General features: G+C 49.1%; 20 protein-coding genes. 15 read left to right on the forward strand and 5 right to left on the reverse strand.

Annotation, left to right across the window (positions count from 1 at the left end):
- Nucleotides 1-135: 135 nt before the first annotated feature.
- Genes leuD through leuA form a run of 4 tightly spaced genes read right to left on the reverse strand, consistent with a single transcriptional unit; the run spans nt 136 to nt 4,863 of the window.
- On the reverse strand, nt 136-753 hold the full coding sequence (gene leuD / locus M988_RS03490) for a 3-isopropylmalate dehydratase small subunit (protein WP_008814609.1): 618 nt from the start codon (nt 751-753) through the stop codon (nt 136-138).
- Between the two features lie 14 nt (nt 754-767).
- On the reverse strand, nt 768-2,180 hold the full coding sequence (gene leuC / locus M988_RS03495; protein WP_064572867.1) for a 3-isopropylmalate dehydratase large subunit: 1,413 nt from the start codon (nt 2,178-2,180) through the stop codon (nt 768-770).
- 2 nt (nt 2,181-2,182) lie between these two features.
- Nucleotides 2,183-3,274, reverse strand: a complete 1,092-nt coding sequence (gene leuB, locus M988_RS03500) for a 3-isopropylmalate dehydrogenase (protein ID WP_004094577.1) — start codon at nt 3,272-3,274, stop codon at nt 2,183-2,185.
- 2 nt (nt 3,275-3,276) lie between these two features.
- Nucleotides 3,277-4,863, reverse strand: coding sequence for a 2-isopropylmalate synthase (gene leuA, locus M988_RS03505; protein ID WP_004094574.1), 1,587 nt, complete (start codon nt 4,861-4,863; stop codon nt 3,277-3,279).
- Nucleotides 4,864-5,636: 773 nt separating this feature from the next.
- Between leuA and leuO the strand changes: the two genes are divergently transcribed.
- The 5 genes from leuO to cra all read left to right on the forward strand — a co-directional run bounded on the left by leuO (nt 5,637) and on the right by cra (nt 12,647).
- Nucleotides 5,637-6,590: a transcriptional regulator LeuO gene (gene leuO, locus M988_RS03510; protein ID WP_008814606.1), complete on the forward strand. Its 954-nt coding sequence runs from the start codon at nt 5,637-5,639 to the stop codon at nt 6,588-6,590.
- A 362-nt stretch (nt 6,591-6,952) separates the two neighbouring features.
- A complete protein-coding gene (locus M988_RS03515; RefSeq protein WP_008814605.1) occupies nt 6,953-8,755 on the forward strand; it encodes an AMP-dependent synthetase/ligase in 1,803 nt (600 codons plus the stop codon).
- Nucleotides 8,756-9,221: 466 nt separating this feature from the next.
- Nucleotides 9,222-10,940, forward strand: a complete 1,719-nt coding sequence (gene ilvI, locus M988_RS03520) for an acetolactate synthase 3 large subunit (RefSeq protein WP_008814604.1) — start codon at nt 9,222-9,224, stop codon at nt 10,938-10,940.
- Between the two features lie 2 nt (nt 10,941-10,942).
- A complete protein-coding gene (gene ilvN / locus M988_RS03525; RefSeq protein WP_008814603.1) occupies nt 10,943-11,434 on the forward strand; it encodes an acetolactate synthase small subunit in 492 nt (163 codons plus the stop codon).
- Between the two features lie 208 nt (nt 11,435-11,642).
- Nucleotides 11,643-12,647, forward strand: coding sequence for a catabolite repressor/activator (gene cra / locus M988_RS03530; protein WP_004094567.1), 1,005 nt, complete (start codon nt 11,643-11,645; stop codon nt 12,645-12,647).
- Between the two features lie 56 nt (nt 12,648-12,703).
- On the opposite strand, the gene M988_RS03535 is transcribed toward cra, so the two are convergent.
- Nucleotides 12,704-13,153 carry an L-alanine exporter AlaE gene (locus M988_RS03535; protein WP_008814602.1) on the reverse strand — a complete coding sequence of 150 codons (450 nt, stop codon included), beginning with the start codon at nt 13,151-13,153 and terminating at the stop codon, nt 12,704-12,706.
- A gap of 879 nt (nt 13,154-14,032) precedes the next feature.
- Here M988_RS03535 and mraZ point away from each other — a divergent pair.
- From mraZ to murG, 10 genes are all read left to right on the forward strand, one after another.
- On the forward strand, nt 14,033-14,491 hold the full coding sequence (gene mraZ / locus M988_RS03540; RefSeq protein WP_008814601.1) for a division/cell wall cluster transcriptional repressor MraZ: 459 nt from the start codon (nt 14,033-14,035) through the stop codon (nt 14,489-14,491).
- Between the two features lie 2 nt (nt 14,492-14,493).
- The gene (gene rsmH, locus M988_RS03545) at nt 14,494-15,438 is read left to right on the forward strand and encodes a 16S rRNA (cytosine(1402)-N(4))-methyltransferase RsmH (protein WP_064572869.1); all 945 of its coding nucleotides are present in this window, start codon (nt 14,494-14,496) and stop codon (nt 15,436-15,438) included.
- On the forward strand, nt 15,435-15,755 hold the full coding sequence (ftsL, locus tag M988_RS03550; RefSeq protein ID WP_004094561.1) for a cell division protein FtsL: 321 nt from the start codon (nt 15,435-15,437) through the stop codon (nt 15,753-15,755). Before rsmH ends, ftsL begins: the two co-directional genes overlap by 4 nt.
- A 59-nt stretch (nt 15,756-15,814) precedes the next feature.
- Nucleotides 15,815-17,578 carry a peptidoglycan glycosyltransferase FtsI gene (locus M988_RS03555; RefSeq protein ID WP_008814599.1) on the forward strand — a complete coding sequence of 588 codons (1,764 nt, stop codon included), beginning with the start codon at nt 15,815-15,817 and terminating at the stop codon, nt 17,576-17,578.
- Complete coding sequence (murE, locus tag M988_RS03560; protein ID WP_064572871.1) at nt 17,565-19,052, forward strand: UDP-N-acetylmuramoyl-L-alanyl-D-glutamate--2,6-diaminopimelate ligase; 1,488 nt, start codon at nt 17,565-17,567, stop codon at nt 19,050-19,052. Before M988_RS03555 ends, murE begins: the two co-directional genes overlap by 14 nt.
- Nucleotides 19,049-20,425 carry a UDP-N-acetylmuramoyl-tripeptide--D-alanyl-D-alanine ligase gene (gene murF / locus M988_RS03565; protein ID WP_008814597.1) on the forward strand — a complete coding sequence of 459 codons (1,377 nt, stop codon included), beginning with the start codon at nt 19,049-19,051 and terminating at the stop codon, nt 20,423-20,425. Before murE ends, murF begins: the two co-directional genes overlap by 4 nt.
- A complete protein-coding gene (gene mraY, locus M988_RS03570) occupies nt 20,419-21,501 on the forward strand; it encodes a phospho-N-acetylmuramoyl-pentapeptide-transferase (RefSeq protein WP_004094552.1) in 1,083 nt (360 codons plus the stop codon). The genes murF and mraY overlap by 7 nt, the downstream gene beginning before the upstream one ends.
- A 1-nt stretch (nt 21,502) precedes the next feature.
- Nucleotides 21,503-22,819, forward strand: coding sequence for a UDP-N-acetylmuramoyl-L-alanine--D-glutamate ligase (gene murD, locus M988_RS03575; RefSeq protein ID WP_008814596.1), 1,317 nt, complete (start codon nt 21,503-21,505; stop codon nt 22,817-22,819).
- An 83-nt stretch (nt 22,820-22,902) separates the two neighbouring features.
- Entirely contained in the window at nt 22,903-24,057 is a 1,155-nt protein-coding gene (ftsW, locus tag M988_RS03580; protein WP_233454444.1) for a cell division protein FtsW, read from the forward strand.
- Nucleotides 24,054-25,133, forward strand: a complete 1,080-nt coding sequence (murG, locus tag M988_RS03585; RefSeq protein WP_008814594.1) for an undecaprenyldiphospho-muramoylpentapeptide beta-N-acetylglucosaminyltransferase — start codon at nt 24,054-24,056, stop codon at nt 25,131-25,133. The genes ftsW and murG overlap by 4 nt, the downstream gene beginning before the upstream one ends.
- Nucleotides 25,134-25,241: the final 108 nt, after the last annotated feature.

The following is a 25,241-nucleotide window of genomic DNA, read 5'->3' on the forward strand; positions in this document are numbered from 1 at the left end:
GACTCGGACGCCTGCACGGAGTGCATGTAGGTTTCGGTGCTCTAGGCGTACGAAACCTTAACCGCACTCCAATGTTTAGGCGTACGAAACCTTACTTTGAAATTGCATTCACGATCAGAACACTTCATTTTCCTCTTACCGCAAAAACTCCGGTAATTTCCCCTCATATTCTGAAATAGCCGCCTCATGCTGCAACGTCAATCCAATGCTATCTAAACCATTCATCATGCAGTGGCGGCGGAAACTATCCAGCTCAAACGAATAGCTTTTATCTCCCGCTTGCACGGTTTGTGTTTCTAAATCAACGGTGAAACTCATCCCCGGTGCGGCTTCAACCTGTGCGAACAGTTCATCTATTTCGGCTTCGCTCAAGGTGACCGGCAGCAGCTGGTTATTGAACGAGTTACCGTAAAAAATATCGGCAAAACTCGGCGCAATAACCACTTTAAAGCCGTAGTCGGTCAGAGCCCATGGCGCATGTTCGCGAGAAGAGCCGCAGCCGAAGTTTTCGCGCGTCAACAAAATGCTGGCACCTTTGAATTCGGGCTGATTCAGAATGAAGTCAGGATTTGGCTGCTGCCCCGCATCATCCAGAAAACGCCAGTCGTTAAACAGGTGTTGACCAAAGCCGGTGCGAGTCACTTTTTGCAAAAACTGCTTAGGAATAATGGCGTCAGTATCGACGTTGGCGGCGTCTAAAGGAACCACGATCCCACTATGTTTAATTAAACCAGACTGAGTAGATGTAGCCATGAAGAGTGCTCCTGTTAGACCGCTGCGGTCGCTAATTCACGAATATCGGCAAAGTGTCCGCTCACGGCTGCCGCTGCGGCCATGGCAGGGCTAACTAAATGAGTACGACCACCGCGGCCCTGACGTCCCTCAAAGTTACGGTTGCTAGTAGATGCACAACGTTCACCCGGATTCAGGCGGTCGTTATTCATCGCCAAGCACATGGAACAGCCCGGCAAACGCCATTCGAAACCGGCTTCGATGAAAATCTTGTCTAAACCTTCTGACTCCGCTTGGGCTTTTACTGGCCCCGAGCCGGGAACGACGATGGCTTGTACGCCATTGGCAACTTTACGGCCTTTGGCTATTGCCGCTGCCTCACGTAAATCTTCAATGCGTGAGTTGGTGCAGGAGCCGATGAATACTTTGTCGATCGCGACGTCGGTCAACTTAACACCTGCTGCTAAATCCATGTAGGCCAGCGCTTTTTCCGCCGAGGCGCGTTCAATAGGATCGCTGAAGGATTCGGGCGTTGGGATAGGCTGATTAATCGCAATCACCTGTCCTGGGTTGGTTCCCCAGGTTACCTGCGGTGCAATCTCGCCTGCGTTCAACGTGATGATGGCGTCGAATTGAGCACCTGCATCGGATTTCAACGTACGCCAGTACTCGACGGCTTTTTCCCAGTTATCACCCTGTGGGGCAAACTGACGCCCTTTCAGATAGGTGAACGTGGTTTCATCTGGCGCAACCAGACCCGCTTTAGCGCCCATCTCAATGGCCATATTACACAGCGTCATCCGGCCTTCCATTGACAGTGCTTCAACGGCTTTGCCACAGAACTCGACAACATGTCCGGTACCGCCCGCGTGACCGATTTTTCCAATCACGGCCAAAACGATATCTTTGGCCGTGATGCCTTCTGCCGCATCGCCGATAATTTCAATTTTCATGGTCTTCGCCCGCCCCTGTTTCAAGGTTTGCGTGGCTAAAACATGTTCAACTTCAGAGGTCCCAATGCCGAAAGCCAGTGCGCCAAATGCACCGTGAGTTGCCGTGTGAGAGTCACCACAGACGATAGTATTGCCCGGCAGCGTCATTCCTTGTTCTGGCCCGATGACGTGAACAATGCCTTGGAATGGATGATTCAGATCATACAGTTGAACCCCAAATTCCTTGCAGTTTTTCATCAACTCTTGCATTTGGATGCGTGCCATATCGCCGCAGGCATTAATGTCTTTAGTCTGCGTTGATACGTTGTGATCCATGGTGGCAAAGGTTTTACTTGTTTGGCGTACCGGACGCCCCATCGCGCGCAGGCCGTCAAACGCCTGTGGAGAAGTCACTTCATGCACCAAGTGGCGGTCGATATACAACAGTGGCGTTTCGTTTTTAGCTTCATAAACCACGTGTGTATCAAACAGTTTCTGATATAAAGTTTTCGCCATGATCAGGCCTCCTGAGCGATAAAGCGGGCGATGACATCACCCATTTCTGAGGTTGAAATAGCCTGACCATCACCGGCTAAATCACCAGTGCGGAAGCCTTGTTCTAATGCTTTGTTTACCGCTTGCTCTACGGCGTTGGCCGCGTCGTCAGCGTTCAGGCTGTAACGCAGCAGCAGGGCGAATGACAGAATTTGTGCGATAGGGTTGGCAATGTTTTTGCCCGCGATGTCTGGCGCAGAGCCGCCCGCAGGCTCATACAGGCCAAAGCCTTGTTCGTTCAAACTGGCGGAAGGCAACATCCCCATAGAGCCAGTGATCATGGCACACTCGTCAGACAGAATATCGCCAAAGATATTGGAGCACAGCATCACGTCAAACTGCGAAGGGTCTTTGATCAACTGCATGGTGGCGTTGTCGATGTACATGTGATTTAACGCGACATCTGGATAGTCTTTGCCAATCTCGGTAGCAATTTCGCGCCACAAAATAGAACTTTGCAATACGTTAGCTTTGTCGATTGAGGTCACTTTTCCACGGCGCTTACGGGCAGCTTCGAAGGCGATACGCGCGATGCGTTCAATCTCGAAACGGTGGTATACCTCGGTATCAAACGCACGCTCATGCATTCCCTGACCTTCACGGCCTTTCGGTTGGCCGAAGTAGATACCGCCGGTCAATTCGCGCACGCACAGGATATCAAAGCCGCGTGCGGCAATATCGCTGCGCAGCGGGCAGAATTCTTCTAAACCTTCATATAAACGCGCTGGGCGCAGATTGCTAAACAGCTTGAAGTGTTTACGCAGTGGCAATAAGGCTCCGCGTTCTGGCTGCTGCGCCGGTGGCAGATTTTCCCACTTGGGGCCCCCGACGGAGCCAAACAAAATAGCGCTGGCTTGTTCGCAGCCTGCGATGGTTGCCGCCGGCAGGGGTGTGCCATGCTTGTCGATTGCCGCACCACCAACGTCATATTCGCTGGTGGAGATACGCAGGCCAAAGCGCTGACGTACGGCGTCGATGGTTTTGTAGGCCTGAGCCATGATTTCTGGACCGATGCCGTCTCCGGGTAAAACGGCGATGTGATGTGTTTTGCTCATGATTAGACGGCTTCCTGATTAGAATGTGATGATGTTGTTTGTGTCTGGTGGATGCGTTGTTTTTCTTTTTCCACCTGTTGTGCACGCCAGATATTGTTCAGAACGTTAATTAACGCCAGAGCTGATGACTCAACGATGTCCGTTGTGATGCCAACGCCGTGAAAGCGACGACCATTATAATTAGCGACGATATCCACCTGACCCAGCGCATCTTTACCTTGGCCTTTGGCTGACAGCTGATATTTGACGATATCAATGTCATAACCGGCGATACGGTTGATAGCCTGATATACCGCATCAACAGGGCCATTACCGGTCGCAGCTTCGGCGCTAATTTCTCCTCCGATATTCAGTTTTACCGAGGCTGTAGCCATTACGCTGGTGCCAGATTGCACGCTGAAGTAGTCCAAACGGAAATGCTCAGGCTCTTCTTGCTGTTTATTGATGAAAGCTAAGGCTTCTAAGTCGTAGTCGAAAACTTGACCTTTTTTATCAGCCAGCTTCAGGAAAGCGTCATACAGAGTATCCAGATTGAAGTCGGTGCCTTCGCGATATCCCATCTCTTCCATATGATGCTTCACCGCGGCGCGTCCGGATCGTGAGGTCAGATTCAGCTGTACCTGATTCAGACCAATCGATTCTGGCGTCATGATTTCGTAGTTTTCGCGGTTTTTCAGCACGCCGTCTTGGTGAATACCTGATGAGTGGGCAAAAGCGTTAGAACCGACGATGGCTTTGTTGCCAGGGATGGGCATATTGCACATTTGGCTGACAAACTGGCTAGTACGATAGATTTCCTGATGATGAATATTGGTGTGGACGCCCAGCATTTCGGAACGAGTGCGGATGGCCATAATGACCTCTTCCAACGCACAGTTTCCAGCACGTTCACCGATACCATTGATCGTCCCTTCGACCTGACGAGCCCCCGCTTGTACGGCAGTAATAGAGTTAGCGACCGACATCCCTAAATCATCGTGACAGTGTACGGAGATAATGGCTTTATCTATGTTTGGAACTCGCTCGTACAAATTGGTGATGATGCCACCAAATTGATACGGCGTGGTATAGCCAACGGTATCGGGAATATTGATGGTCGTCGCGCCGGCTTTGATCGCCGCTTCCACGATGCGGCACAGATTGTCTAACGGAGTGCGGCCCGCGTCTTCACAGGAAAATTCGACGTCGTCAGTATAATTGCGAGCGCGTTTGACAGAATGTACCGCCATCGCGACCACATCTTCAAAGGACTTTTTCAGTTTAGATTCAACATGTAACGTTGAGGTAGCCAAAAAGACATGGATGCGGAAGGCTTCAGCCACGCGCAGCGCTTCAGCCGCAACGTCGATATCTTTATCTACGCATCGCGCTAAACCACAGACTCGGCTATTTTTGATGTTGCGTGCGATGGTCTGTACTGATTCAAAATCGCCAGGTGAAGAAACGGGAAAGCCAACCTCCATCACGTCAACGCCCATGCGCTCTAAGGCCATTGCGATCTGCATCTTTTCTTTGACGCTCAGGCTGGCTTGTAACGCTTGTTCACCATCGCGCAGCGTGGTGTCGAAAATAATGACTTGTTGGCTCATGCAGGTTGCTCCTCGCAGTTTTTATTAACTCATCAGTTTTTATTAACGCGTTGCGCTGCTTTTGATGCAAAAAAAAGCCCGCGCATTTGCGCGGGCTTTCTTGTGTTTGGTTGGAATCAGTTTTGATTACCGCCCACAGGCTCACCGCGCAAATTGGATGCGAGAAGGAGGAGGCCTAGGAGACGAGTCATCTTGATCATGTGATTCCGCTCTTAATCTGGGTGAATAAACTCAATGCTTAAAGTGATACTGGATAGCGGTAACCTTGTCAACGGCTATTTAGTTGAGTGAAGAAAACTCATCTTCTTGCGCGATAGTGATTAATGTTCCCGTTGTCATGTAATACAGAATTGTGAAGTTCCTTCAATCTTTATTCGAAACATTAGTGTGCTAATTGCGTTCGGCTTATTCTATAGCTTCATGCGTTTTTATTGTAACTAATTGGATGAGAACAGTATTTCCATAAATATACATGGGTATTATTCATTGTTATTTAATCATTGCTTCCTTGAATTTTAAGTACAACTAAATCATTAATCAGTAGAATGTATCAATATTGAATGAGTGGCTGCCTAATGAGTGATTGTTGTACTCGCATGTCATTGTAATTCGAATTGTATAAATTTATCTCAAATCATGTGAGTGCTTTAATTCATAAAGCTTAATGGCTATCTATCATTTATGAATTCATTTGCCCTCAGAATTTTAATCAAACCGTAATGTCGTTTGTTTTAATTTCGACGTTAACAAAGTTATTTATATTAGGGTGATGTATGTCAGCACAAAGTGAAGTTATGTCATTGGCCGAGAATGGAAGTACAGAACTGGTTCAGTTAAGAAACGTTGATCTTAATTTGCTTACCGTTTTTGATGCGGTAATGCAGGTGCAAAATATTACCCGAGCGGCACATGCTTTGGGCATGTCTCAACCCGCAGTAAGTAATGCCGTTGCTCGCTTAAAAGTGATGTTCAATGATGAACTGTTTATGCGCTATGGCCGAGGTATTCAGCCAACTCATCGTGCATATCAGCTGTTTGGTTCGGTTCGTCAGGCATTGCAGATTGTACAGAACGAACTCCCAGGTTCAGGTTTTAATCCGCTGATCAGCGAAAGAGTTTTCAATGTTGCAATTTGTAGCCCATTAGATATTCGCTTAACAGCGAAGCTGTTTAATCAGATCAAAGATAGCGCTTCCCATGTTCAATTACATTTAAACTCATCGGTGAATGAAAATATTGAGCGTAAATTACGTTATCAAGAAAAAGACTTCCTGATCAGTTACAGCCGTTTTGAAAGTGATGAATATTCCTGTGAGCCGTTATTCAAAGATGAGTTTGTTTTAGCGGTATCCAAAAATCACCCGCGTATTAATAATATGGTTAGCGCTCAGCAGTTATTGGTTGAGCAGCATGCGGTTGTTGGATTAAATCTCTTCTCATCGCTGAGTCGTGGTTATTATGAGTCTAGTGAATTAGCACGCTGCATTGCATATCAAGGTACTGATATGAATAGCGTATTGAGCGTTGTTTCTAAAACAGAAATGGTTGCTATTGCACCTCGTTGGCTTGTCGAAGAATACGCTGAGCATTTGAATCTCTCTGCCGTGCTTCTGAGTGATATCGAAAGAGAGCGTACCTGCTACCTGAGCTGGCACCATGCGGCAGAGCGTGACAGCGGTCACCAGTGGATGAAGTCAGTCCTCAGCGAGTTTGGTAGTAAGTTTTAATTATTAATTAATTCAAAAATTGAAATTACATAAAATGGAGAGCCCAGCTCTCCATTTTTATCTTTAGCACAATAGCTCATAAACTAGTGTTTTATACATCCTGAACCCTCTTTTCCCAGTTTTTTATGTTTTTCATTTTTTCGTCTATCGCGCCTAGATTTTCCATCTATGGTGTCGATGTCATGGCTATAAATCATTCAAAAAATCGATCATAACTCACATTTATGGATTGAATAATCGTTGACCCGACAGCTAGAACAGGTAGACTTCCGCCAAAAGAGCGCACAGCTGTAAGCTGAATGAGATTTTTCACTTATATCTCATGGCGACTTCCACTTCGATAAATTCAATGAACTTCTTCTATGATCAATGAGTTAAATAAATACCATCTGGTTGAACGTATTCAGCAGCAGATCAAACATATTCCGCATCGCGTTGCGCTACGTGAATGGTCTGCTCACGGCGAAACACCCTATACTTGGCAGCAGGTCGGACTGCGCGTTGAAAAATTGGCGCTGGCATTGTGTGCGCTAGGTGTTGATGTTCAGGAACGAGTGGCGATCTTTGCCCACAACTCGGTTTCATGGTCACTGATTGATCTAGCGATTTTACACCTGCGTGCGATCACGGTTCCTGTTTACTCGACGAATACCGCAGCTCAGACGGCATTTGTTCTCAATGATGCAGACGTACGTATTTTGTTTGTTGATGGTCAATCTCAATATAACGCGGCGCTAGCATTACGCGGAGTATGCCCTCAGCTTGAGCATATTATTGTTATGTCGGACAGTATCGACATGCAGGGCTGCGAAATTGCATGTACGCTAGATTCATTCGCGGCCAGTGCACAAGAACGCTTTTTACCTCTGTTAAAAGAACGTATTGAACAGGCTGACATGAGCGATCTGTTCACGCTGATCTACACATCAGGGACTACCGGTGAGCCGAAAGGCGTCATGCTGAATTACACCAATATGGGTGCTCAACTGCGTTTGCATGACGAACGTCTGACCGTAACAGCAGAGGATGTGTCACTTTGTTTTCTGCCACTTTCGCACGTATTTGAACGCGCTTGGAGCTTCTATGTTATGCATAGTGGCGCGCAAAACGTGTATCTCAGCGATACCAATCAGGTACGCGAAGCGATGCAGTCAGTGAAACCAACAGTGATGTGTGCGGTGCCGCGTTTCTACGAGAAAATTTTCAGCGCCATCCATGAAAAAGTGGCACAGGCGAAATGGCATAAACGCGCCATGTTTAAGTGTGCAATTTGGGTAGGGGAGAAACGTTTCCTCACTGAACGAGCAGGCTGCAAGCCGAACGTCGTTTTATCAGCTATGCATAAGCTGGCTGATAAACTCGTGCTGAGCAAACTGCGCGGGATTTTGGGGGGACGCGTGCGATTTTTGCCTGCGGCTGGGGCAAAACTGGATGATAACGTTATTCTCTTCTTCCAAGCATTGGGCGCAAATATTAAATATGGCTATGGCATGACAGAAACCTGCGCCACAGTATCTTGTTGGGAAGAGAACGATTTCCGCTTTGGTTCTATCGGCAAACCTCTGCCCGATGTTGAAGTTCGCATTGGCCACGAAAATGAAATCCAAGTGCGCGGACCGATTGTTATGTGCGGTTACTACAACAAACCGTTAGAAACTGCGGCAACCTTTACGGAAGATGGCTGGCTGAAAACGGGCGATGCGGGGGCATTAGATGAAAATGGCAACTTGTTTATTACTGAGCGCCTAAAAGATCTGATGAAAACCTCCAATGGTAAATACATTGCGCCACAAATGGTGGAAGGTACGCTAGCACAGGATCGTTTTATTGAGCAGGTTGCCGTGATCGCCGACGCAAGAAAGTTTGTGTCTGCCTTGATCGTGCCTTGTTTCGAATCGCTGGAAGAGTACGCCAAGTCGATCAACTTAAAATATCACGATCGTCTGGATTTACTCCGTCATAGCCATATTGTAGAAATGTTTGATCAGCGTCTACGTGAGATGCAAAAGGGTTTAGCGAAGTTTGAGCAGGTTAAGCGTTTTACGCTGCTGCCCGAAGCTTTCTCGATGGAGCAGGGAGAACTAACCCCAACCCTGAAACTGCGGCGAAAAATTATTAATTCTCGCTATCAGATGGAAATCGAGTCCATGTATTTGGAACATTAATTTCTATCACTGTGGTATCAACGGCCAGCGCTTCTGCTGGCCGTTTTCTTTTCGTGTGGTATCACAGACTATCTTTTAGGGCTGAGAATGATTTAGTTCTGTAATTTAGTCACCTGCAGCGATAAGCGCGGAGCTAACCCCTTACTCTTAGCGTTTTATGCCTAAAAAAATCAAGAATCCAGCAAGGTTACAATTCCTCCACTTTTGCTTCTGAGTTTGCCGTTTGCGCACTTGTTATTCCCACGTTAAGGTAATAAATCAAACACAACACATAAAAACAGGGATAAACCCTAATGCTGGCCTGCTAAGCGTGATTTTAGGGGAAGTACACCGATGGGGTCGTAGCAGCTTTAGCTGCCGGAGTGCCCCGCGGTGTGCTAGCCCCGTATATCTCGATCTCTTAAACGATTCGCATTAGTGATAAACCCTGGATATAACCTACGCAAAGTCAGCCGGGAGGCAAACCATGGAGATGTTGTCAGGAGCCGAGATGGTCGTTCGATCGTTGATCGATCAGGGAGTAAAGCATGTATTCGGTTATCCGGGCGGGGCCGTTCTTGATATTTACGACGCTCTGCATACGGTTGGAGGTATTGAACATGTGCTCGTGCGTCATGAACAAGGCGCAGTGCACATGGCCGACGGTTTTGCGCGGGCTACAGGAGAAGTGGGCGTGGTGCTGGTCACATCAGGACCGGGAGCGACCAATGCCATCACCGGTATTGCGACGGCTTATATGGATTCGGTGCCTATGGTGGTGATCTCTGGTCAGGTGGCCACGTCTCTGATTGGTAATGATGCGTTTCAGGAATGCGACATGGTGGGGATATCCCGTCCAGTCGTGAAACACAGTTTCCTAGTTAAGCATACCGAGGATATTCCTACCATTCTCAAAAAGGCCTTCTATTTAGCGTCTACCGGACGCCCAGGCCCAGTCGTAGTCGATTTACCTAAAGACATCATGAATCCGGCGATTAAGCTGCCTTATTCATACCCTGAAAGCGTCAAAATGCGTTCTTATAACCCAACCTTGCAAGGTCATCGTGGTCAGATTAAGCGCGCCTTGCAGACGTTGTTAGCAGCCAAACAGCCGATTATCTATGCCGGCGGTGGGGTGATTAGTTCTGGCTGCCATGAAGAACTGCGTGAACTGGCTGAGCGCTTGAATATTCCAGTCACTACCTCGTTGATGGGGCTGGGGGGCTTTCCTGCATCACATGCGCAAAGCCTAGGGATGTTGGGAATGCACGGCACTTATGAAGCCAACATGGCGATGCATAATGCAGATGTTATTTTTGCCGTTGGTGTCCGTTTTGACGATCGCACCACCAATAATCTTGCTAAATATTGCCCAAATGCGACTGTGCTACATATTGATATCGATCCGACATCGATCTCGAAAACCGTAGATGCGGATATTCCGATCGTCGGTGATGCTAAAGAGGCACTAGCGACGTTCCTAGAGTTGTTAGGTCAGAAAGAGGTTAAACAAGACTTCGATGGCCTGCGTGATTGGTGGCAGAGCATTGCTCAATGGCGTGCGCGCAAATGCTTGAGTTACGACACCACAAGTGGCCGCATTAAGCCACAGCAGGTCATTGAAACTTTGCATCGGCTGACGAAAGGGGAAGCCTATGTTGCATCTGACGTGGGGCAGCACCAAATGTTTGCCGCACTCTATTATGGCTTTGATAAACCGCGGCGCTGGGTGAACTCGGGCGGTTTGGGCACGATGGGCTTCGGTTTACCCGCGGCGCTTGGGATTAAATTAGCCCTGCCAGAAGAAACCGTGATTTGCGTGACAGGGGATGGCAGTATCCAGATGAATATTCAGGAGCTATCTACCGCATTGCAATACGATTTACCGGTCGTGGTGATTAACCTGAACAACCGTTTCCTAGGCATGGTGAAGCAGTGGCAAGATATGATTTACGCGGGACGTCACTCGCAGTCATATATGGAATCGTTGCCAGATTTTGTAAAGCTCGCAGAAGCCTATGGACATGTTGGTATTTCTATCCGCACGCCGGATGAACTGGAAAGCAAATTAGAACAGGCATTGGCGGTTAAAAACCGTCTGGTGTTTGTTGATGTGACCATCGATGAAACTGAACACGTTTACCCAATGCAGATCCGCGGTGGGTCAATGGATGAAATGTGGTTAAGCAAAACGGAGAGGACTTAATAATGCGCCGGATCTTATCTGTATTACTGGAAAACGAATCAGGCGCACTGTCCCGCGTGGTTGGCCTGTTTTCGCAGCGTGGGTACAACATTGAAAGCCTGACTGTAGCCCCGACTGATGACCCCACGCTTTCGCGTATGACTATTCAAACCGTCGGTGACGCTAAGGTGCTAGAACAGATTGAAAAACAACTGCATAAATTGGTCGATGTTCTGCGAGTGAGTGAGTTGGTACAAGGATCGCACGTAGAGCGAGAAATCATGCTGGTGAAGCTACAGGCTAGCGGTTATGGACGAGAAGAAGTTAAGCGTAGCACCGATATTTTCCGTGGTCAGATCGTAGACGTCACAGCTTCGCTTTACACCGTTCAGCTAGTTGGCACCAGCGACAAGCTCGATGCCTTCCTAAGTGCCGTACGAGAGGTTGCTGAAATTGTTGAAGTCGCTCGTTCAGGCATCGTGGGTGTATCTCGTGGTGACAAAATAATGCGTTAATGCAGGTCAATTTTCTGTCTAATAGTGCTATTTGGAGGCTCAGCTTTGTGCTGAGCCTCTTACTTTTTCCTATTTGCTGATGCCTTTCAGCAAAACCGGTTGCTCCTTTCTTCTTTATGCGGTTAGATCAATGCTATTAAAGGCCATTCGGTCTTCTTATTTCATTTGATGCAGGTAATGTATTTTACTGGCTCAAGAGGGGGATAACGTGAAGTTGGATGAAATCGCGCGTCTTGCAGGGGTCTCGCGGACGACGGCCAGTTATGTCATTAACGGTAAAGCCAAACAGTACCGTGTAAGTGATAAGACGGTTGAGAAAGTGATGGCTGTGGTTCGTGAGCATAACTATCATCCAAACGCCGTTGCCGCGGGATTGCGTGCTGGGCGCACCCGTTCAATCGGATTGGTTATACCTGATCTGGAAAATACCAGTTATACCCGTATTGCAAATTATCTGGAGCGCCAAGCGCGTCAACGTGGCTATCAGTTACTCATTGCTTGTTCAGAAGATCAACCTGACAATGAAATGCGTTGTATTGAACATCTGCTACAACGTCAGGTTGATGCGATCATAGTATCGACGGCGCTGCAGCCAGAACATCCGTTCTACCAGCGCTGGGCAAAGGATCCTTTGCCGATCATTGCGCTGGATCGCGCACTCGATCCTGAACACTTTATTAGCGTTGTCGGTGCCGATCGTGAAGATTCGGAGATGTTGGCGGAAGAGTTACGGAAATTCCCAGCGAAATCGGTGCTCTATCTTGGCGCACTTCCTGAGCTATCCGTGAGCTTCCTGCGCGAACAAGGTTTTCGTGATGCTTGGCGAGAAGATCCACGTGAAGTGCAATATCTTTATACCAACAGTTATGAACGTGACGCGGCAGGTGTCGCATTCTCTAACTGGTTAAAAAATAATGAAATGCCGCAGGCGTTGTTCACGACTTCCTTCCCGCTTTTGCAAGGGGTTTTGGATGTGACATTGAAACACCACGGGCATTTACCTACCGATTTGGCCATTGCGACTTTTGGTGATAATGAGCTCCTAGATTTTCTGGATTGCCCAGTACTGTCAGTCGGTCAGCGTCACCGTGATATTGCCGAACGTGTTCTGGAACTGGTACTCGCAAGTTTAGATGAACCGAAGAAACCGAAGGCGGGATTGAGCCGGATGCGTCGTGTTTTATTAAAGCGCGGACGACTAAACCGGATGTAAGCAGCAATAATAAAGTGTTATCTCATCAATGGGCGCCGGTTTTTACCGGCGCTTTTTTATGCCTGTGCTTTGATATAGCCCGAGACTTTGAAGAGTCTACGGCAGTAATCAAGGAAGTACCCATAGGCGACGCCCATAGCCATTGAAACCACCGCATTACTGGTGACCGCAGCCAGGATTTGCGCGCCATCAGCCCCGACATACCACAGAATAATGGCATAAACCGGTGACTGGAAAGAGACATAGGCAATCAGATCCGCCAAGATTTTTGCCATGCCTTTTGAACGACAGCGTTGTGACTGGCGAATGAACCAGTCGCGGTACACGCCATAGGGCCAAGCAATAAGAATATTGACGGGGATGGAAAGCAAGCGAGATGACAACGACTGATTAAAGCTCATGCCAGAAATAAAAACTTCAATCAGCATGCCGACGATAAAGGAATAAACTACCAGCGCAAAAATATCTGCGGCAGCGCTGCGGGCACGTGAAGCGGGTGAGAACATAACGGCTAACTCCATTTTGAAACTAGTCATTAATACTGCTTTGTTGTGCTTTTGTTGGTGTTATGAACTGCATTTTGGTTGCTTAAATAGCATACATGATTGTTGTTTGTTTTTTAACTAGCTATAAATTTTAATTTATAATGACTTTTGCTACAAAAAACTCTTAGAGTAGCGCGCCGAAGAGAATTTCATGATTTCTCACCGTGGCGTTAAAATTTTTGTTTTCTTTCAATTTGTTGTGTGAAAATCATACAAATAACGTTTGTCGATCACGAGTTCGCCGCCAAATCGGGAGGTTTGCAAAATAAAATTGATATTTGAGAACTATCTGAGGTGAACGTTATTCAGAGGTAAATTTATCTAAATTACGATTTAAAAAAAGCAGTTAGATATTTAGTGCCTAAAGCCATTATTATCTGACGATAAAGTAAGATAAAATGTCAGACAGAAAAAATTAAATGAAGGTTTTTTAATTAATTGATTGATGTTAAAAGGTATTTTTAATTTCTGGCATTGAATAACTTATGCTGAATTAGTCTTTGCTTTACCAATGTAAAGCGTATGTAAATTATCCAAGACATGTTCAAAATGAGAGCTATATTGCAAAGTCTGGTTAAATTTTAATTTTTGGTAAAATTTCTGTGTTTCGAGTCACTGACACTTCCCTCCAAGAATTTCCCTTAATTTATCATGATGTTAATTTTATTATTCCTCTTTAGGACTTTTCATAGTGGAAGGTTTTAAATTCACTTCAAGCAAAAATAATCCCAAACCGCATCCGCTCTGGCTTGACAAGGTTTTCCTACCCTCCGTAAACTTCCTTATGTGGGAATTTGTGGAGTAAAGTGGTGAGATGGGGCAACGAGGGGTAATTTAGGTATGTTTCGTGGCGCAACAACCATCAACCTTGACGGTAAAGGACGCTTAGCGGTTCCGATGCGCTATCGCGAATTACTGCTTGAGGAATCGCAAGGTCAAATGGTTTGCACCATCGATCTCCATCAACCATGCCTATTGCTTTATACCCTGCCTCAGTGGGAAGTGATTGAACAAAAGCTTTCGCGTTTATCGAGCATGAATCCTGTAGAGCGCCGCATTCAGCGTCTGCTGTTAGGTCATGCGAGTGAGTGTCAGATGGATAGCGCGGGTCGATTGCTGATAGCAAGTACGTTGCGTCAGCACGCAGGACTCACAAAACAAGTGATGCTAGTTGGGCAGTTCAATAAGTTTGAGCTGTGGGATGAAGAAAACTGGTATCAACAAGTCAAGGAAGATATTGACGCACAACAGACCGTTACGGAGCCTTTATCCGAGCGGCTACAGGATTTGTCGTTATAGTCATGTCAGAAGAAAATTACCAACACAAGACCGTGTTGCTTGATGAGGCGGTAAACGGCCTTAATCTGCGCAGTAACGGCATTTATATTGATGGCACTTTTGGTCGCGGTGGTCATTCCCGTCTTATTTTGTCTCAGTTGGGACAGGAAGGACGCTTGCTGGCTATCGATCGTGACCCGCAGGCTATTGCCGCAGCAGCAGAAATCACCGACCCACGCTTTTCTATCATCCACGGCCCATTCTCCGATATGGCGACCTATGTACGCGAATTAGGTCTGGAAGGTCAAATCAACGGTGTTTTGCTTGATCTTGGAGTGTCTTCACCACAGCTTGACGATGCTGAGCGTGGTTTCTCCTTTATGCGTGACGGACCGCTTGATATGCGTATGGATCCAACCCGTGGCCTTTCTGCCGCAGAGTGGTTGATGAAAGCGGAAGAAGAAGATATTGCCTGGGTGCTGAAAACCTTCGGCGAAGAACGCTTTGCTAAGCGCATTGCTCGCGCCATCGTTGAGCGTAATCGTCTTGAGCCGATGACACGGACGCATGAATTGGCAACGCTGATTGCGAACGCAAGCCCATTCCGTGAAAAGCATAAGCATCCTGCCACGCGCAGCTTCCAAGCGATCCGTATCTATATCAATAGCGAACTGGAAGAGATTGAACGCGCACTGAATGGCGCGTTGGAAATTCTATCCCCAGAAGGACGTCTGTCGGTTATCAGCTTCCACTCGTTGGAAGATCGCATTGTTAAACAGTTTATTCGCCACCATAGCCGTGGTCCTCAGGTTCCAGCCGGTATCCCTTTAACCGAAGCTCAACTGCGCAGCCAAGGTGGTCGTAAGTTGAAAGCGCTCGGGAAAATGAAACCAAGCAGTGATGAAGTAAGCGCTAACCCACGAGCACGAAGTTCTGTCCTGCGTTTTGCGGAAAGGACGGTTGAATGATCGGTAACGAGCGCCACACGCTAGTTGCCGTTATTGGCGGAGATATTCTCCGCCACGGCAAGCTGCCTCTGATTCTGTTTATCGGTGTGCTGGTTTCGGCTGTGCTGGTGGTAACAACAACGCATAAAACACGCTTGTTGACCGCGCAGCGCGAGCAGTTAGTGCTTGAGCGTGACGCTCTAGATATCGAGTGGCGCAATTTGATTCTGGAAGAGAATGCGTTAGGCGATCACAGCCGCGTGGAACGAATTGCAACAGAGAAGCTGCAAATGCAGCACGTAGACCCATCTCAAGAGAATATCGTGGTTAAACAATAGAGTATTTAACCGGTTATATTTTCAATGAACCACCTTTGACGTAGGTAAATGTGTAATCAATGAAAGCAGTGCGACCCGGAAAGTTAAAGCGTCAGGAAGATCAGGCCAGCTTTGTCAGCTGGCGTTTTGCGTTGCTCTGCGGGTGCATATTTATTGCATTAATGGGTTTATTAGGACGAGTTGCCTATCTACAGGTGATTAACCCCGACCGTTTGGTGCGTGAAGGCGATGCGCGTTCACTAAGAACTCAGCCTATCCTCACTTCGCGTGGAATGATCAGCGACAGGGCTGGGCGACCGCTCGCGGTGAGTGTGCCGGTAAATGCGATTTGGGCTGATCCGAAAGAAGTGAACGAACACGGTGGTATCACCTTAGATACCCGTTGGAAAGCGTTGGCTGATGCATTAGAAATGCCGCTAGACAAAATGGCTGCGCGTATCAACGCCAACCCCAAAGGCCGTTTCGTTTATTTGGCGCGTCAGGTTAACCCGGCGATGGCTGATTACATCCACAAACTCAAACTTCCAGGCATTTTCCAAAAGCAAGAGTCTCGCCGTTATTACCCTGCAGGGCAAGTGACTGCTCACATTATCGGGGTGACCAACATTGATGGTCAGGGGATTGAAGGCGTTGAAAAAAGCTTTGACCGTTGGTTAACTGGCCAGCCCGGCGAGCGTACCGTTCGCAAAGACCGCTTTGGTCGCGTTATTGAAGATATTTCGTCCGTTGACAGTCAGGCCGCTCATAATCTTGCCCTCAGTATTGATGAACGTTTACAAGCGCTGGTTTACCGTGAACTGAACAATGCCGTCGCATTTAACAAAGCCGAATCGGGTACTGCGGTGTTGGTTGATGTGAACACGGGTGAAGTATTGGCGATGGCTAATAGCCCTTCATACAACCCGAACAATCTAGCAGATACGCCAAAAGAGGCCATGCGTAACCGCGCTATCACCGATATTTTCGAGCCAGGTTCTACGGTAAAACCGATGGTAGTCATGACCGCGTTGCAACACAACGTGGTGAAAGAGAACAGCGTACTGAATACGCTCCCCTATTTTGTTAACGGGCACCAGATTAAAGACGTTGCCCGCTATGCAGAACTCTCTATCACGGGGATTCTCCAGAAATCGAGTAACGTTGGTGTATCAAAGCTGGCGTTAGCGATGCCGTCCTCTGCGCTGGTAGAAACCTACTCGCACTTTGGATTGGGTAAGGCGACCAATTTGGGGCTGGTCGGAGAAAGCAGTGGCATGTACCCAAAAAAACAACGGTGGTCTGACATAGAGAGGGCCACCTTTTCTTTCGGATATGGGCTGATGGTAACGCCGTTACAGCTAGCACGTGTCTATGCAACGATTGGCAGCTTGGGTATCTATCGCCCGCTGTCGATAACAAAAGTCGATCCGCCGGTGCCAGGTGAGCGTGTGTTCCCTGAGCCAATTGTGCGTACGGTCGTACATATGATGGAAAGCGTAGCGTTGCCGGGTGGTGGTGGTACTAAAGCCGCCATTAAAGGCTACCGTATTGCGATTAAAACCGGTACGGCGAAGAAAGTAGGCCCTGATGGCCGTTATGTTGATAAGTACATTGCTTACACCGCAGGCGTAGCGCCAGCGAGTAATCCTCGATTTGCTCTGGTTGTGGTCATCAACGATCCGCAGGCAGGGAAGTATTACGGTGGTGCGGTATCCGCCCCGATCTTTGGCGCTATCATGGGTGGCGTACTGCGCACCATGAACGTTGAGCCGGACGCGTTGCCCACGGGTGATAAAAACGAATTAGCGAACAATAAAAAAGAGGGTTCAGGTGGCAGATCGTAATTTGCGCGCGCTTTTGGCTCCTTGGGTAGCAGATGCTCCGGAGCGCGTTTTGCGAGAAATGACATTAGACAGCCGCATTGCGGCTGCGGGCGATCTGTTTGTGGCGATTGTTGGCCACACCGCAGATGGTCGCCATTATATTCCGCAAGCGATAGCGCAAGGCGTTGCTGCAGTCATCGCAGAGGCAGATGGGGAAGCAGAAGATGGCACCATTCGTGAGAGCCATGGTATTCCCGTCATTTACCTGAGTCAGTTAAATCAGCGTCTTTCGGCGCTGGCAGGCCGCTTTTACCATCAGCCAGGTGCTGATTTACGCTTAATCGGCGTGACGGGTACCAACGGTAAAACAACCATTACGCAACTACTGGCGCAGTGGGGGCAGTTGTTAGGTGAAACTAGCGCGGTGATGGGAACCGTAGGAAATGGTTTGTTAGGGCAGGTTCATCCAAGCGAGAACACCACCGGTTCAGCCGTTGATGTTCAACACCTGTTGCGTAGTCTGGTATCTCAAGGCGCTACGCTGGCAGCGATGGAAGTCTCCTCGCATGGTCTGGTTCAGGATCGTGTCGCGGCGCTGCCGTTTGCAGCTTCTGCGTTCACAAATCTGAGCCGCGATCACCTTGATTATCATGGCGATATGGAGCACTACGAACAGGCTAAATGGCTGCTGTTCTCAACCCATCACAGCGGTGAAAAGATTATTAATGCCGATGATGAAGTCGGTCAGCGTTGGTTGGCTAAGTCACCGGATGCGGTAGCTGTCACCATGGAACAGCGTCTGCCGGAGAACTGGGCTGGACGCTGGGTTTCTGCAAGCCAAGTTGACTATCACGATAGCGGTGCAAGCATCAGTTTTGATTCGTCATGGGGTAAGGGTGTGCTGGAAAGCCGCCTGATGGGCGCATTTAACGTGAGCAACCTGCTGGTGGCCGCGGCAACGATGCTGGCGCTTGGTTATCCATTGGATGTGCTGTGCACAACTTCATCCCAGCTGCAGCCAGTATGTGGTCGTATGGAAGTTTTCACTGCACCAGGAAAACCTACCGTCGTTGTCGATTACGCCCATACGCCGGATGCGCTGGAAAAAGCCCTCGAAGCTGCTCGTCTGCACTGTAAAGGGCAACTGTGGTGCGTCTTTGGCTGCGGTGGCGATCGTGATAAAGGTAAGCGCCCACTCATGGGGGGCATTGCCGAGCAATATGCGGATCGTGTTGTAGTGACTGATGATAATCCTCGTAGCGAAGAGCCTCGAGCCATTATGGCCGATATTCTCAACGGTATGCTCGATGCTGGGCATGCGCAGGCGATTTCTGGCCGCGCTGAAGCGGTGACCGGCGCGATCATGCAGGCGAAGCCTGATGATGTGATTCTGGTTGCTGGCAAAGGCCACGAAGATTACCAGTTAGTGGGTAACCGTCGCTTGGACTATTCCGATCGTGTGACCGTTGCGCGTCTGCTGGGGGTGATAGCATGATCCCCGTTTCCTTGCAGGCTGTTGCACTGGCTGTAAACGGCCAATTGATAGGCGCAGACACGCAGATTAGCGATGTTGTCACCGATACACGCAAGCTGACTGATGGCTGCCTGTTTATCGCGCTAAAAGGTGAAAAATTCGATGCCCATGACTTTGCTGCGGATGCCGTAGCAAAAGGCGCAGGGGCTTTGTTGGTAAGTAAGCGCTTACCCATTGATGCACCGCAGATTGTGGTAGCTGATACCCATATCGCGCTGGGCTTACTCGGTGCATGGATACGCCAGCAAATGCCGGCTCGTATTATTGCGTTGACGGGATCATCCGGTAAAACCTCAGTGAAAGAGATGAGCGCAGAAATTCTGCGCCAGTGCGGTAACGTGCTGTATACCGCGGGTAATTTTAATAACGACATCGGTGTGCCGCTGACGTTATTGCGCCTTGAACCAGAGCATGAGTTTGCTGTGGTCGAGCTGGGGGCTAATCACGTCGGTGAAATTGCCTATACGGTCAATCTGGTTAAGCCGGAAAGCGCGCTGGTCAATAATCTCGCCGCGGCTCATCTAGAAGGATTTGGCTCTTTGGCCGGAGTCGCGAAGGCTAAGGGCGAGATATTTGATGGTTTAACGTCAAATGGAACGGCCATCATCAACGCTGATAGCAATGATTGGCCGCACTGGCAAGAAAAGATCACCCACCAACGCGTATGGCGTTTCTCGCCGCAGGCAGCGGAGGCGGTAGATTTCTTTGCTAGCGACGTGCGTATAACGCATCAAGGTACCGAATTTGAGCTGCATACGCCGTTTGGTACTGTTCCAGTCATTCTACCGTTGCCAGGTCGCCATAATGTTGCGAATGCGTTGGCGGCGACCGCGCTGACGATGTCCGTGGGGGCAACGCTAGAGAACGTACGGCAGGGACTGAGTGAGTTAAAAGCGGTTCCGGGTCGACTGTTCCCGATTCGTTTAAATGCACAGCAGCTGATCCTTGATGATACCTACAACGCGAACGTAGGCTCAATGACCGCCGCAGCACAGGTGCTTGGTTCTATGCCCGGTTACCGAGTGATGGTGGTGGGCGATATGGGGGAGCTGGGCACGGAAGAAGAAGACTGTCACCGTCAGGTGGGCATTGCGGCCCGCGAAGCGGGGATTGATAAAGTGCTGAGCGTTGGCCGCTTGAGCCATCTCATCAGCGAGACCAGTGGTTGTGGTGAACATTTCACGGACAAAACGGCTCTGATTGAGCGCCTGAAAAACCTGTTATGCGAACATGCGGCGATCACCATTTTAGTTAAAGGTTCACGTAGTGCCGCTATGGAGCAGGTAGTACGAGGCTTATCTGTGCAGGAAATGCAGGAGAATCAATCATGTTAGTCTGGCTGGCCGAACACTTGGTCAAATACTATTCCGGTTTTAACGTCTTTTCCTATCTGACGTTTCGCGCCATCGTCAGCTTACTGACCGCGCTGTTCCTGTCCCTATGGATTGGGCCGCGAATGATTGCTCGTCTGCAAAAAATGTCTTTTGGTCAAGTTGTTCGTAACGACGGACCTGAATCGCATTTCAGTAAACGTGGTACACCGACGATGGGGGGCCTGATGATCCTCACGTCTATCACTATTTCCGTGCTGATGTGGGCATATCCTTCCAATCCATATGTGTGGTGTGTGCTGTTCGTACTGCTTGGTTATGGTGTTGTTGGTTTTGTCGATGATTACCGCAAAGTGGTGCGCAAAAACACTAAGGGCTTGATTGCTCGCTGGAAATATTTCTGGCAGTCGGTGATTGCGTTGGTGGTGTCCTTTGCTATGTACTCCATCGGTAAAGGCACTCCAGCCACTGAGCTGGTGGTTCCCTTCTTCAAAGACGTTATGCCGCAGCTGGGCCTGCTCTACATCTTATTGAGCTACTTCGTCATCGTTGGCACCAGTAACGCGGTTAATTTGACCGATGGGTTAGATGGTTTGGCTATCATGCCTACGGTCTTTGTTGCAGCGGGGATGGGGCTGGTGGCGTGGGCAACCGGTAACATGAATTTTGCGGCGTACCTGCATATCCCTTACCTGCGCCATGCGGGGGAGTTAGTGATTGTATGTACCGCGATCGTGGGGGCTGGACTTGGATTCCTTTGGTTTAACACCTATCCGGCTCAGGTCTTCATGGGAGACGTCGGCTCTCTGGCCTTAGGTGGGGCACTGGGTACGATTGCTGTTCTGCTGCGTCAGGAGTTCCTGTTGGTGATTATGGGCGGTGTGTTCGTGATGGAAACACTGTCGGTTATTTTGCAGGTCGGCAGCTTCAAATTGCGCGGACAGCGTATTTTCCGAATGGCACCCATTCACCATCACTATGAGTTGAAAGGCTGGCCAGAACCTCGCGTTATCGTGCGTTTCTGGATTATCTCTCTGATGCTGGTGCTGATTGGCCTAGCAACCTTGAAGGTGCGTTAATATGGTGGACTATCAGGGTAAGAAAGTCGTCATTATCGGCCTAGGCCTTACTGGCCTGTCGTGTGTTGATTTCTTTATGGCGCGTGGCGTTACGCCGCGCGTTATTGATACCCGTTTGTCTCCGCCGGGGCTGGACAAGCTGCCGGAAAACGTCGAGCGCCATCTAGGAGATATGAACCAAGAGTGGTTACTGGACGCCGATCTCATCGTGGCTAGCCCAGGCATCGCTCTGGCGTCCCCTGCGCTGAGCGTTGCCGCTGAGGCGGGCGTTGAAATCGTAGGGGATATCGAACTGTTTTGCCGTGAAGCTCAGGCGCCCATTGTTGCTATTACGGGGTCTAACGGAAAAAGTACCGTGACGACGCTGGTGGGAGAAATGGCGAAGTCTGCAGGCTGGAGCGTTGGCGTGGGTGGAAATATTGGTCTGCCGGCTCTGATGCTGCTTAAGCAAGAGTGCGATCTCTATGTGCTTGAGCTTTCTAGTTTTCAACTTGAAACCACGACCAGCTTGCGCGCTGCTGCTGCGACGATCCTTAATGTTACCGAGGATCACATGGATCGCTATCCGCTGGGTTTGCAGCAGTATCGCGCCGCAAAGCTACGAGTCTATGAAAATGCGAAAGTGTGCGTTGTGAATTCTGACGATGCCTTGACGATGCCCATCCGCGGAGCTGACTCTCGCTGTGTCAGTTTTGGCGCTGATGTTGGTGATTATCATTTGAACCGTCAACAGGGTGAAATCTGGCTGCGTGTGCGTGGGGAAAAGATCCTGAACACACGTGAAATGAAAATCACCGGAAAGCATAACTTTACGAATGCGTTGGCCGCATTGGCGTTGGCTGATGCTGTGGGTATTCCGCGCGCCTCTAGCCTGAAAGCGCTAACTACATTCACTGGCTTGGCTCATCGTTTCCAGCTTTCACTGGATCATAACGGCGTACGTTGGATCAACGATTCGAAGGCAACCAATGTGGGTAGCACCGAGGCGGCATTGAATGGCCTGCACGTCGATGGCACTTTGCATCTTCTGCTGGGTGGCGATGGTAAATCGGCAGATTTTAGCTCTTTAGCGCAATACCTACAGGGTGATAACGTCCGTTTGTACTGCTTTGGTCGCGATGGCGAACAGCTTGCCGCACTCCGTCCAGAGGTTGCCGAGCAGACTGAAACCATGGAACAGGCCATGCGTATTATTGCAACTAGAGTGAAGTCTGGCGATATGGTTCTGCTTTCTCCTGCCTGTGCCAGCCTCGACCAGTTTAAAAGCTTTGAACAACGCGGCGATGAGTTTAGCCGCTTAGCCAAGGAGCTTGGCTGATGCGCTTGAGACTCCCACGGTTACCTCGTCCAAGATTATCACTGCCGCATTTCGGTATTATCACCCGTTTTCGTGAATGGGTGATGGGCGCAGGTGAAAGCGATGCCGCGATGGTGGTGTTATATGACCGTACGCTGCTTTGGCTGACCTTTGGGTTGGCTGCCGTTGGTTTTATTATGGTGACGTCAGCCTCAATGCCGATTGGCCAGCGTTTGGCAGACGATCCATTCCTGTTCGCAAAACGTGATGCGCTTTATCTGGCTTTGGCGTTTGGTTTAGCCATGGTGACATTACGCGTGCCAATGGAAATTTGGCAGCGTTACAGTAACGCACTTTTGTTAGCGTCCGTTGCGATGTTGCTCATTGTTCTGGTGGTGGGAAGCTCGGTTAACGGTGCATCTCGCTGGATTGCTTTTGGCCCGCTGCGAATTCAGCCTGCTGAGATCTCCAAACTGGCGCTGTTTTGCTACCTATCGAGCTATCTGGTGCGCAAAGTAGAAGAGGTCCGTTCGAATTTTTGGGGTTTCTGTAAGCCGATGGGCGTGATGGTGGTATTAGCCGTGTTGCTGTTGGCCCAGCCCGATTTGGGGACGGTAGTTGTGCTGTTTGTGACTACGCTCGGTCTGTTGTTTTTGGCGGGTGCCAAAATGTGGCAGTTCTTGGCGATCATCGGATCCGGTATTTTTGCCGTAGTGCTACTGATTATTGCTGAACCTTACCGTATGCGACGTGTTACTTCGTTTTGGAATCCATGGGCCGATCCGTTCGGTAGTGGTTATCAGCTAACACAATCTTTGATGGCTTTTGGTCGCGGAGAATTTTGGGGACAAGGCTTAGGTAACTCAGTTCAGAAACTGGAGTATTTACCCGAGGCGCATACCGATTTTATTTTCTCTATTTTAGGCGAGGAACTTGGGTATTTCGGTGTGGTTCTCGCTTTGTTAATGGTATTCTTCGTGGCTTTTCGTGCGATGTCTATTGGACGCCGTGCATTAGAGGCCGATCAGCGTTTTTCTGGTTTTTTAGCCTGCGCCATAGGTATTTGGTTTAGTTTTCAGGCACTGGTGAACGTTGGCGCCGCTGCGGGGATGTTGCCGACTAAAGGACTAACGCTGCCGCTGATTAGTTACGGTGGCTCCAGTTTGCTTATTATGTCGACCGCATTGGTATTGCTGTTACGCATAGATTATGAAACCCGTCTGGAGAAAGCGCAGGCGGTAGTAAGGAGTGCCCGATGAGTAGCAATACTGATCGTCAAAAGAATAAACGCCTGATGGTGATGGCTGGCGGCACTGGGGGACACGTTTTTCCTGGTTTGGCTGTCGCACATTATTTGCAGGCTCAAGGATGGCAGGTTCGCTGGTTAGGTACCGCCGATCGTATGGAAGCACAGTTGGTTCCACAGCATGGTATTGAAATTGATTTTATTCAGATTTCTGGCCTGCGTGGCAAAGGTTTAAAAGCTCAGTTGGGTGCTCCGGTGCGTATTTTCCGCGCGGTTCGTCAGGCTAAAGCGATTATGAAAGCGTATCAGCCCGATGCCGTGTTAGGGATGGGCGGGTATGTTTCCGGCCCCGGTGGTTTGGCTGCGTGGCTATGTGGAATTCCTGTTGTACTGCATGAGCAAAACGGGATTGCAGGTTTAACTAACCGCTGGCTGTCCAAGATTGCCAAGCGTGTATTGCAGGCTTTCCCCGGCGCATTTCCTAACGCTCCGGTAGTGGGTAATCCGGTGCGTGAAGACGTCTTAGCACTACCAATACCTCAGCAACGTTTAGCCGGCCGAATGGGGCCGATTCGCGTTCTGGTGGTGGGTGGCAGCCAAGGTGCGCGGATCTTAAACCAGACGATGCCAAAAGTTGCGGAACAACTGGGTGATAGAATTACGTTGTGGCATCAGGTCGGTAAGGGCGCATTGCCGGCGGTATTGGCCGACTATGAGAAAGCTGGGCAGACGCAGCACAAGGTGACCGAGTTTATTGATGACATGGCTGCGGCCTATGACTGGGCGGACGTCGTGGTATGCCGCTCAGGAGCTCTAACCGTGAGTGAAATTGCTGCAGCGGGCCTTCCCGCGTTATTTGTGCCTTTTATGCACAAAGATCGCCAGCAATATTGGAACGCGTTGCCGTTGGAGCAAGCTGGTGCTGCAAAAATTATTGAACAGCCACAGCTTACCGTGGAGTCAGTCACAGCGACGTTGGCTGGATGGGATCGTCAGACCCTATTAGAAATGGCAGAGAAAGCTCGCGCTGCCGCAATTCCGGATGCGACTGAACGTGTTGCCGCCGTGATTTGTGAAGTTGCGAAATAATTTACCGCTGAGCGGGAGTTCGTTTGATAACAGTTTATTTGATAACCGTTTATTCAATAACTCCGGCCAAAATGACAGAACTGAGAAACAGTGAATAAGAACGTAAAT

The sequence above is a fragment of the Hafnia paralvei ATCC 29927 genome (assembly GCF_001655005.1).
Taxonomy (GTDB): domain Bacteria; phylum Pseudomonadota; class Gammaproteobacteria; order Enterobacterales; family Enterobacteriaceae; genus Hafnia; species Hafnia paralvei.

What these genes read in the sequence shown, in the direction of transcription:
- leuD (WP_008814609.1), bottom strand. Translation starts at nt 753, where the DNA reads ATGGCTACATCTACTCAGTCTGGTTTAATTAAACATAGTGGGATCGTG.
- leuC (WP_064572867.1), bottom strand. Translation starts at nt 2,180, where the DNA reads ATGGCGAAAACTTTATATCAGAAACTGTTTGATACACACGTGGTTTAT.
- leuB (WP_004094577.1), bottom strand. Translation starts at nt 3,274, where the DNA reads ATGAGCAAAACACATCACATCGCCGTTTTACCCGGAGACGGCATCGGT.
- leuA (WP_004094574.1), bottom strand. Translation starts at nt 4,863, where the DNA reads ATGAGCCAACAAGTCATTATTTTCGACACCACGCTGCGCGATGGTGAA.
- leuO (WP_008814606.1), top strand. Translation starts at nt 5,637, where the DNA reads ATGTCAGCACAAAGTGAAGTTATGTCATTGGCCGAGAATGGAAGTACA.
- M988_RS03515 (WP_008814605.1), top strand. Translation starts at nt 6,953, where the DNA reads ATGATCAATGAGTTAAATAAATACCATCTGGTTGAACGTATTCAGCAG.
- ilvI (WP_008814604.1), top strand. Translation starts at nt 9,222, where the DNA reads ATGGAGATGTTGTCAGGAGCCGAGATGGTCGTTCGATCGTTGATCGAT.
- ilvN (WP_008814603.1), top strand. Translation starts at nt 10,943, where the DNA reads ATGCGCCGGATCTTATCTGTATTACTGGAAAACGAATCAGGCGCACTG.
- M988_RS03535 (WP_008814602.1), bottom strand. Translation starts at nt 13,153, where the DNA reads ATGTTCTCACCCGCTTCACGTGCCCGCAGCGCTGCCGCAGATATTTTT.
- mraZ (WP_008814601.1), top strand. Translation starts at nt 14,033, where the DNA reads ATGTTTCGTGGCGCAACAACCATCAACCTTGACGGTAAAGGACGCTTA.
- rsmH (WP_064572869.1), top strand. Translation starts at nt 14,494, where the DNA reads ATGTCAGAAGAAAATTACCAACACAAGACCGTGTTGCTTGATGAGGCG.
- ftsL (WP_004094561.1), top strand. Translation starts at nt 15,435, where the DNA reads ATGATCGGTAACGAGCGCCACACGCTAGTTGCCGTTATTGGCGGAGAT.
- M988_RS03555 (WP_008814599.1), top strand. Translation starts at nt 15,815, where the DNA reads ATGAAAGCAGTGCGACCCGGAAAGTTAAAGCGTCAGGAAGATCAGGCC.
- murF (WP_008814597.1), top strand. Translation starts at nt 19,049, where the DNA reads ATGATCCCCGTTTCCTTGCAGGCTGTTGCACTGGCTGTAAACGGCCAA.
- mraY (WP_004094552.1), top strand. Translation starts at nt 20,419, where the DNA reads ATGTTAGTCTGGCTGGCCGAACACTTGGTCAAATACTATTCCGGTTTT.
- murD (WP_008814596.1), top strand. Translation starts at nt 21,503, where the DNA reads ATGGTGGACTATCAGGGTAAGAAAGTCGTCATTATCGGCCTAGGCCTT.
- ftsW (WP_233454444.1), top strand. Translation starts at nt 22,903, where the DNA reads ATGGGCGCAGGTGAAAGCGATGCCGCGATGGTGGTGTTATATGACCGT.
- murG (WP_008814594.1), top strand. Translation starts at nt 24,054, where the DNA reads ATGAGTAGCAATACTGATCGTCAAAAGAATAAACGCCTGATGGTGATG.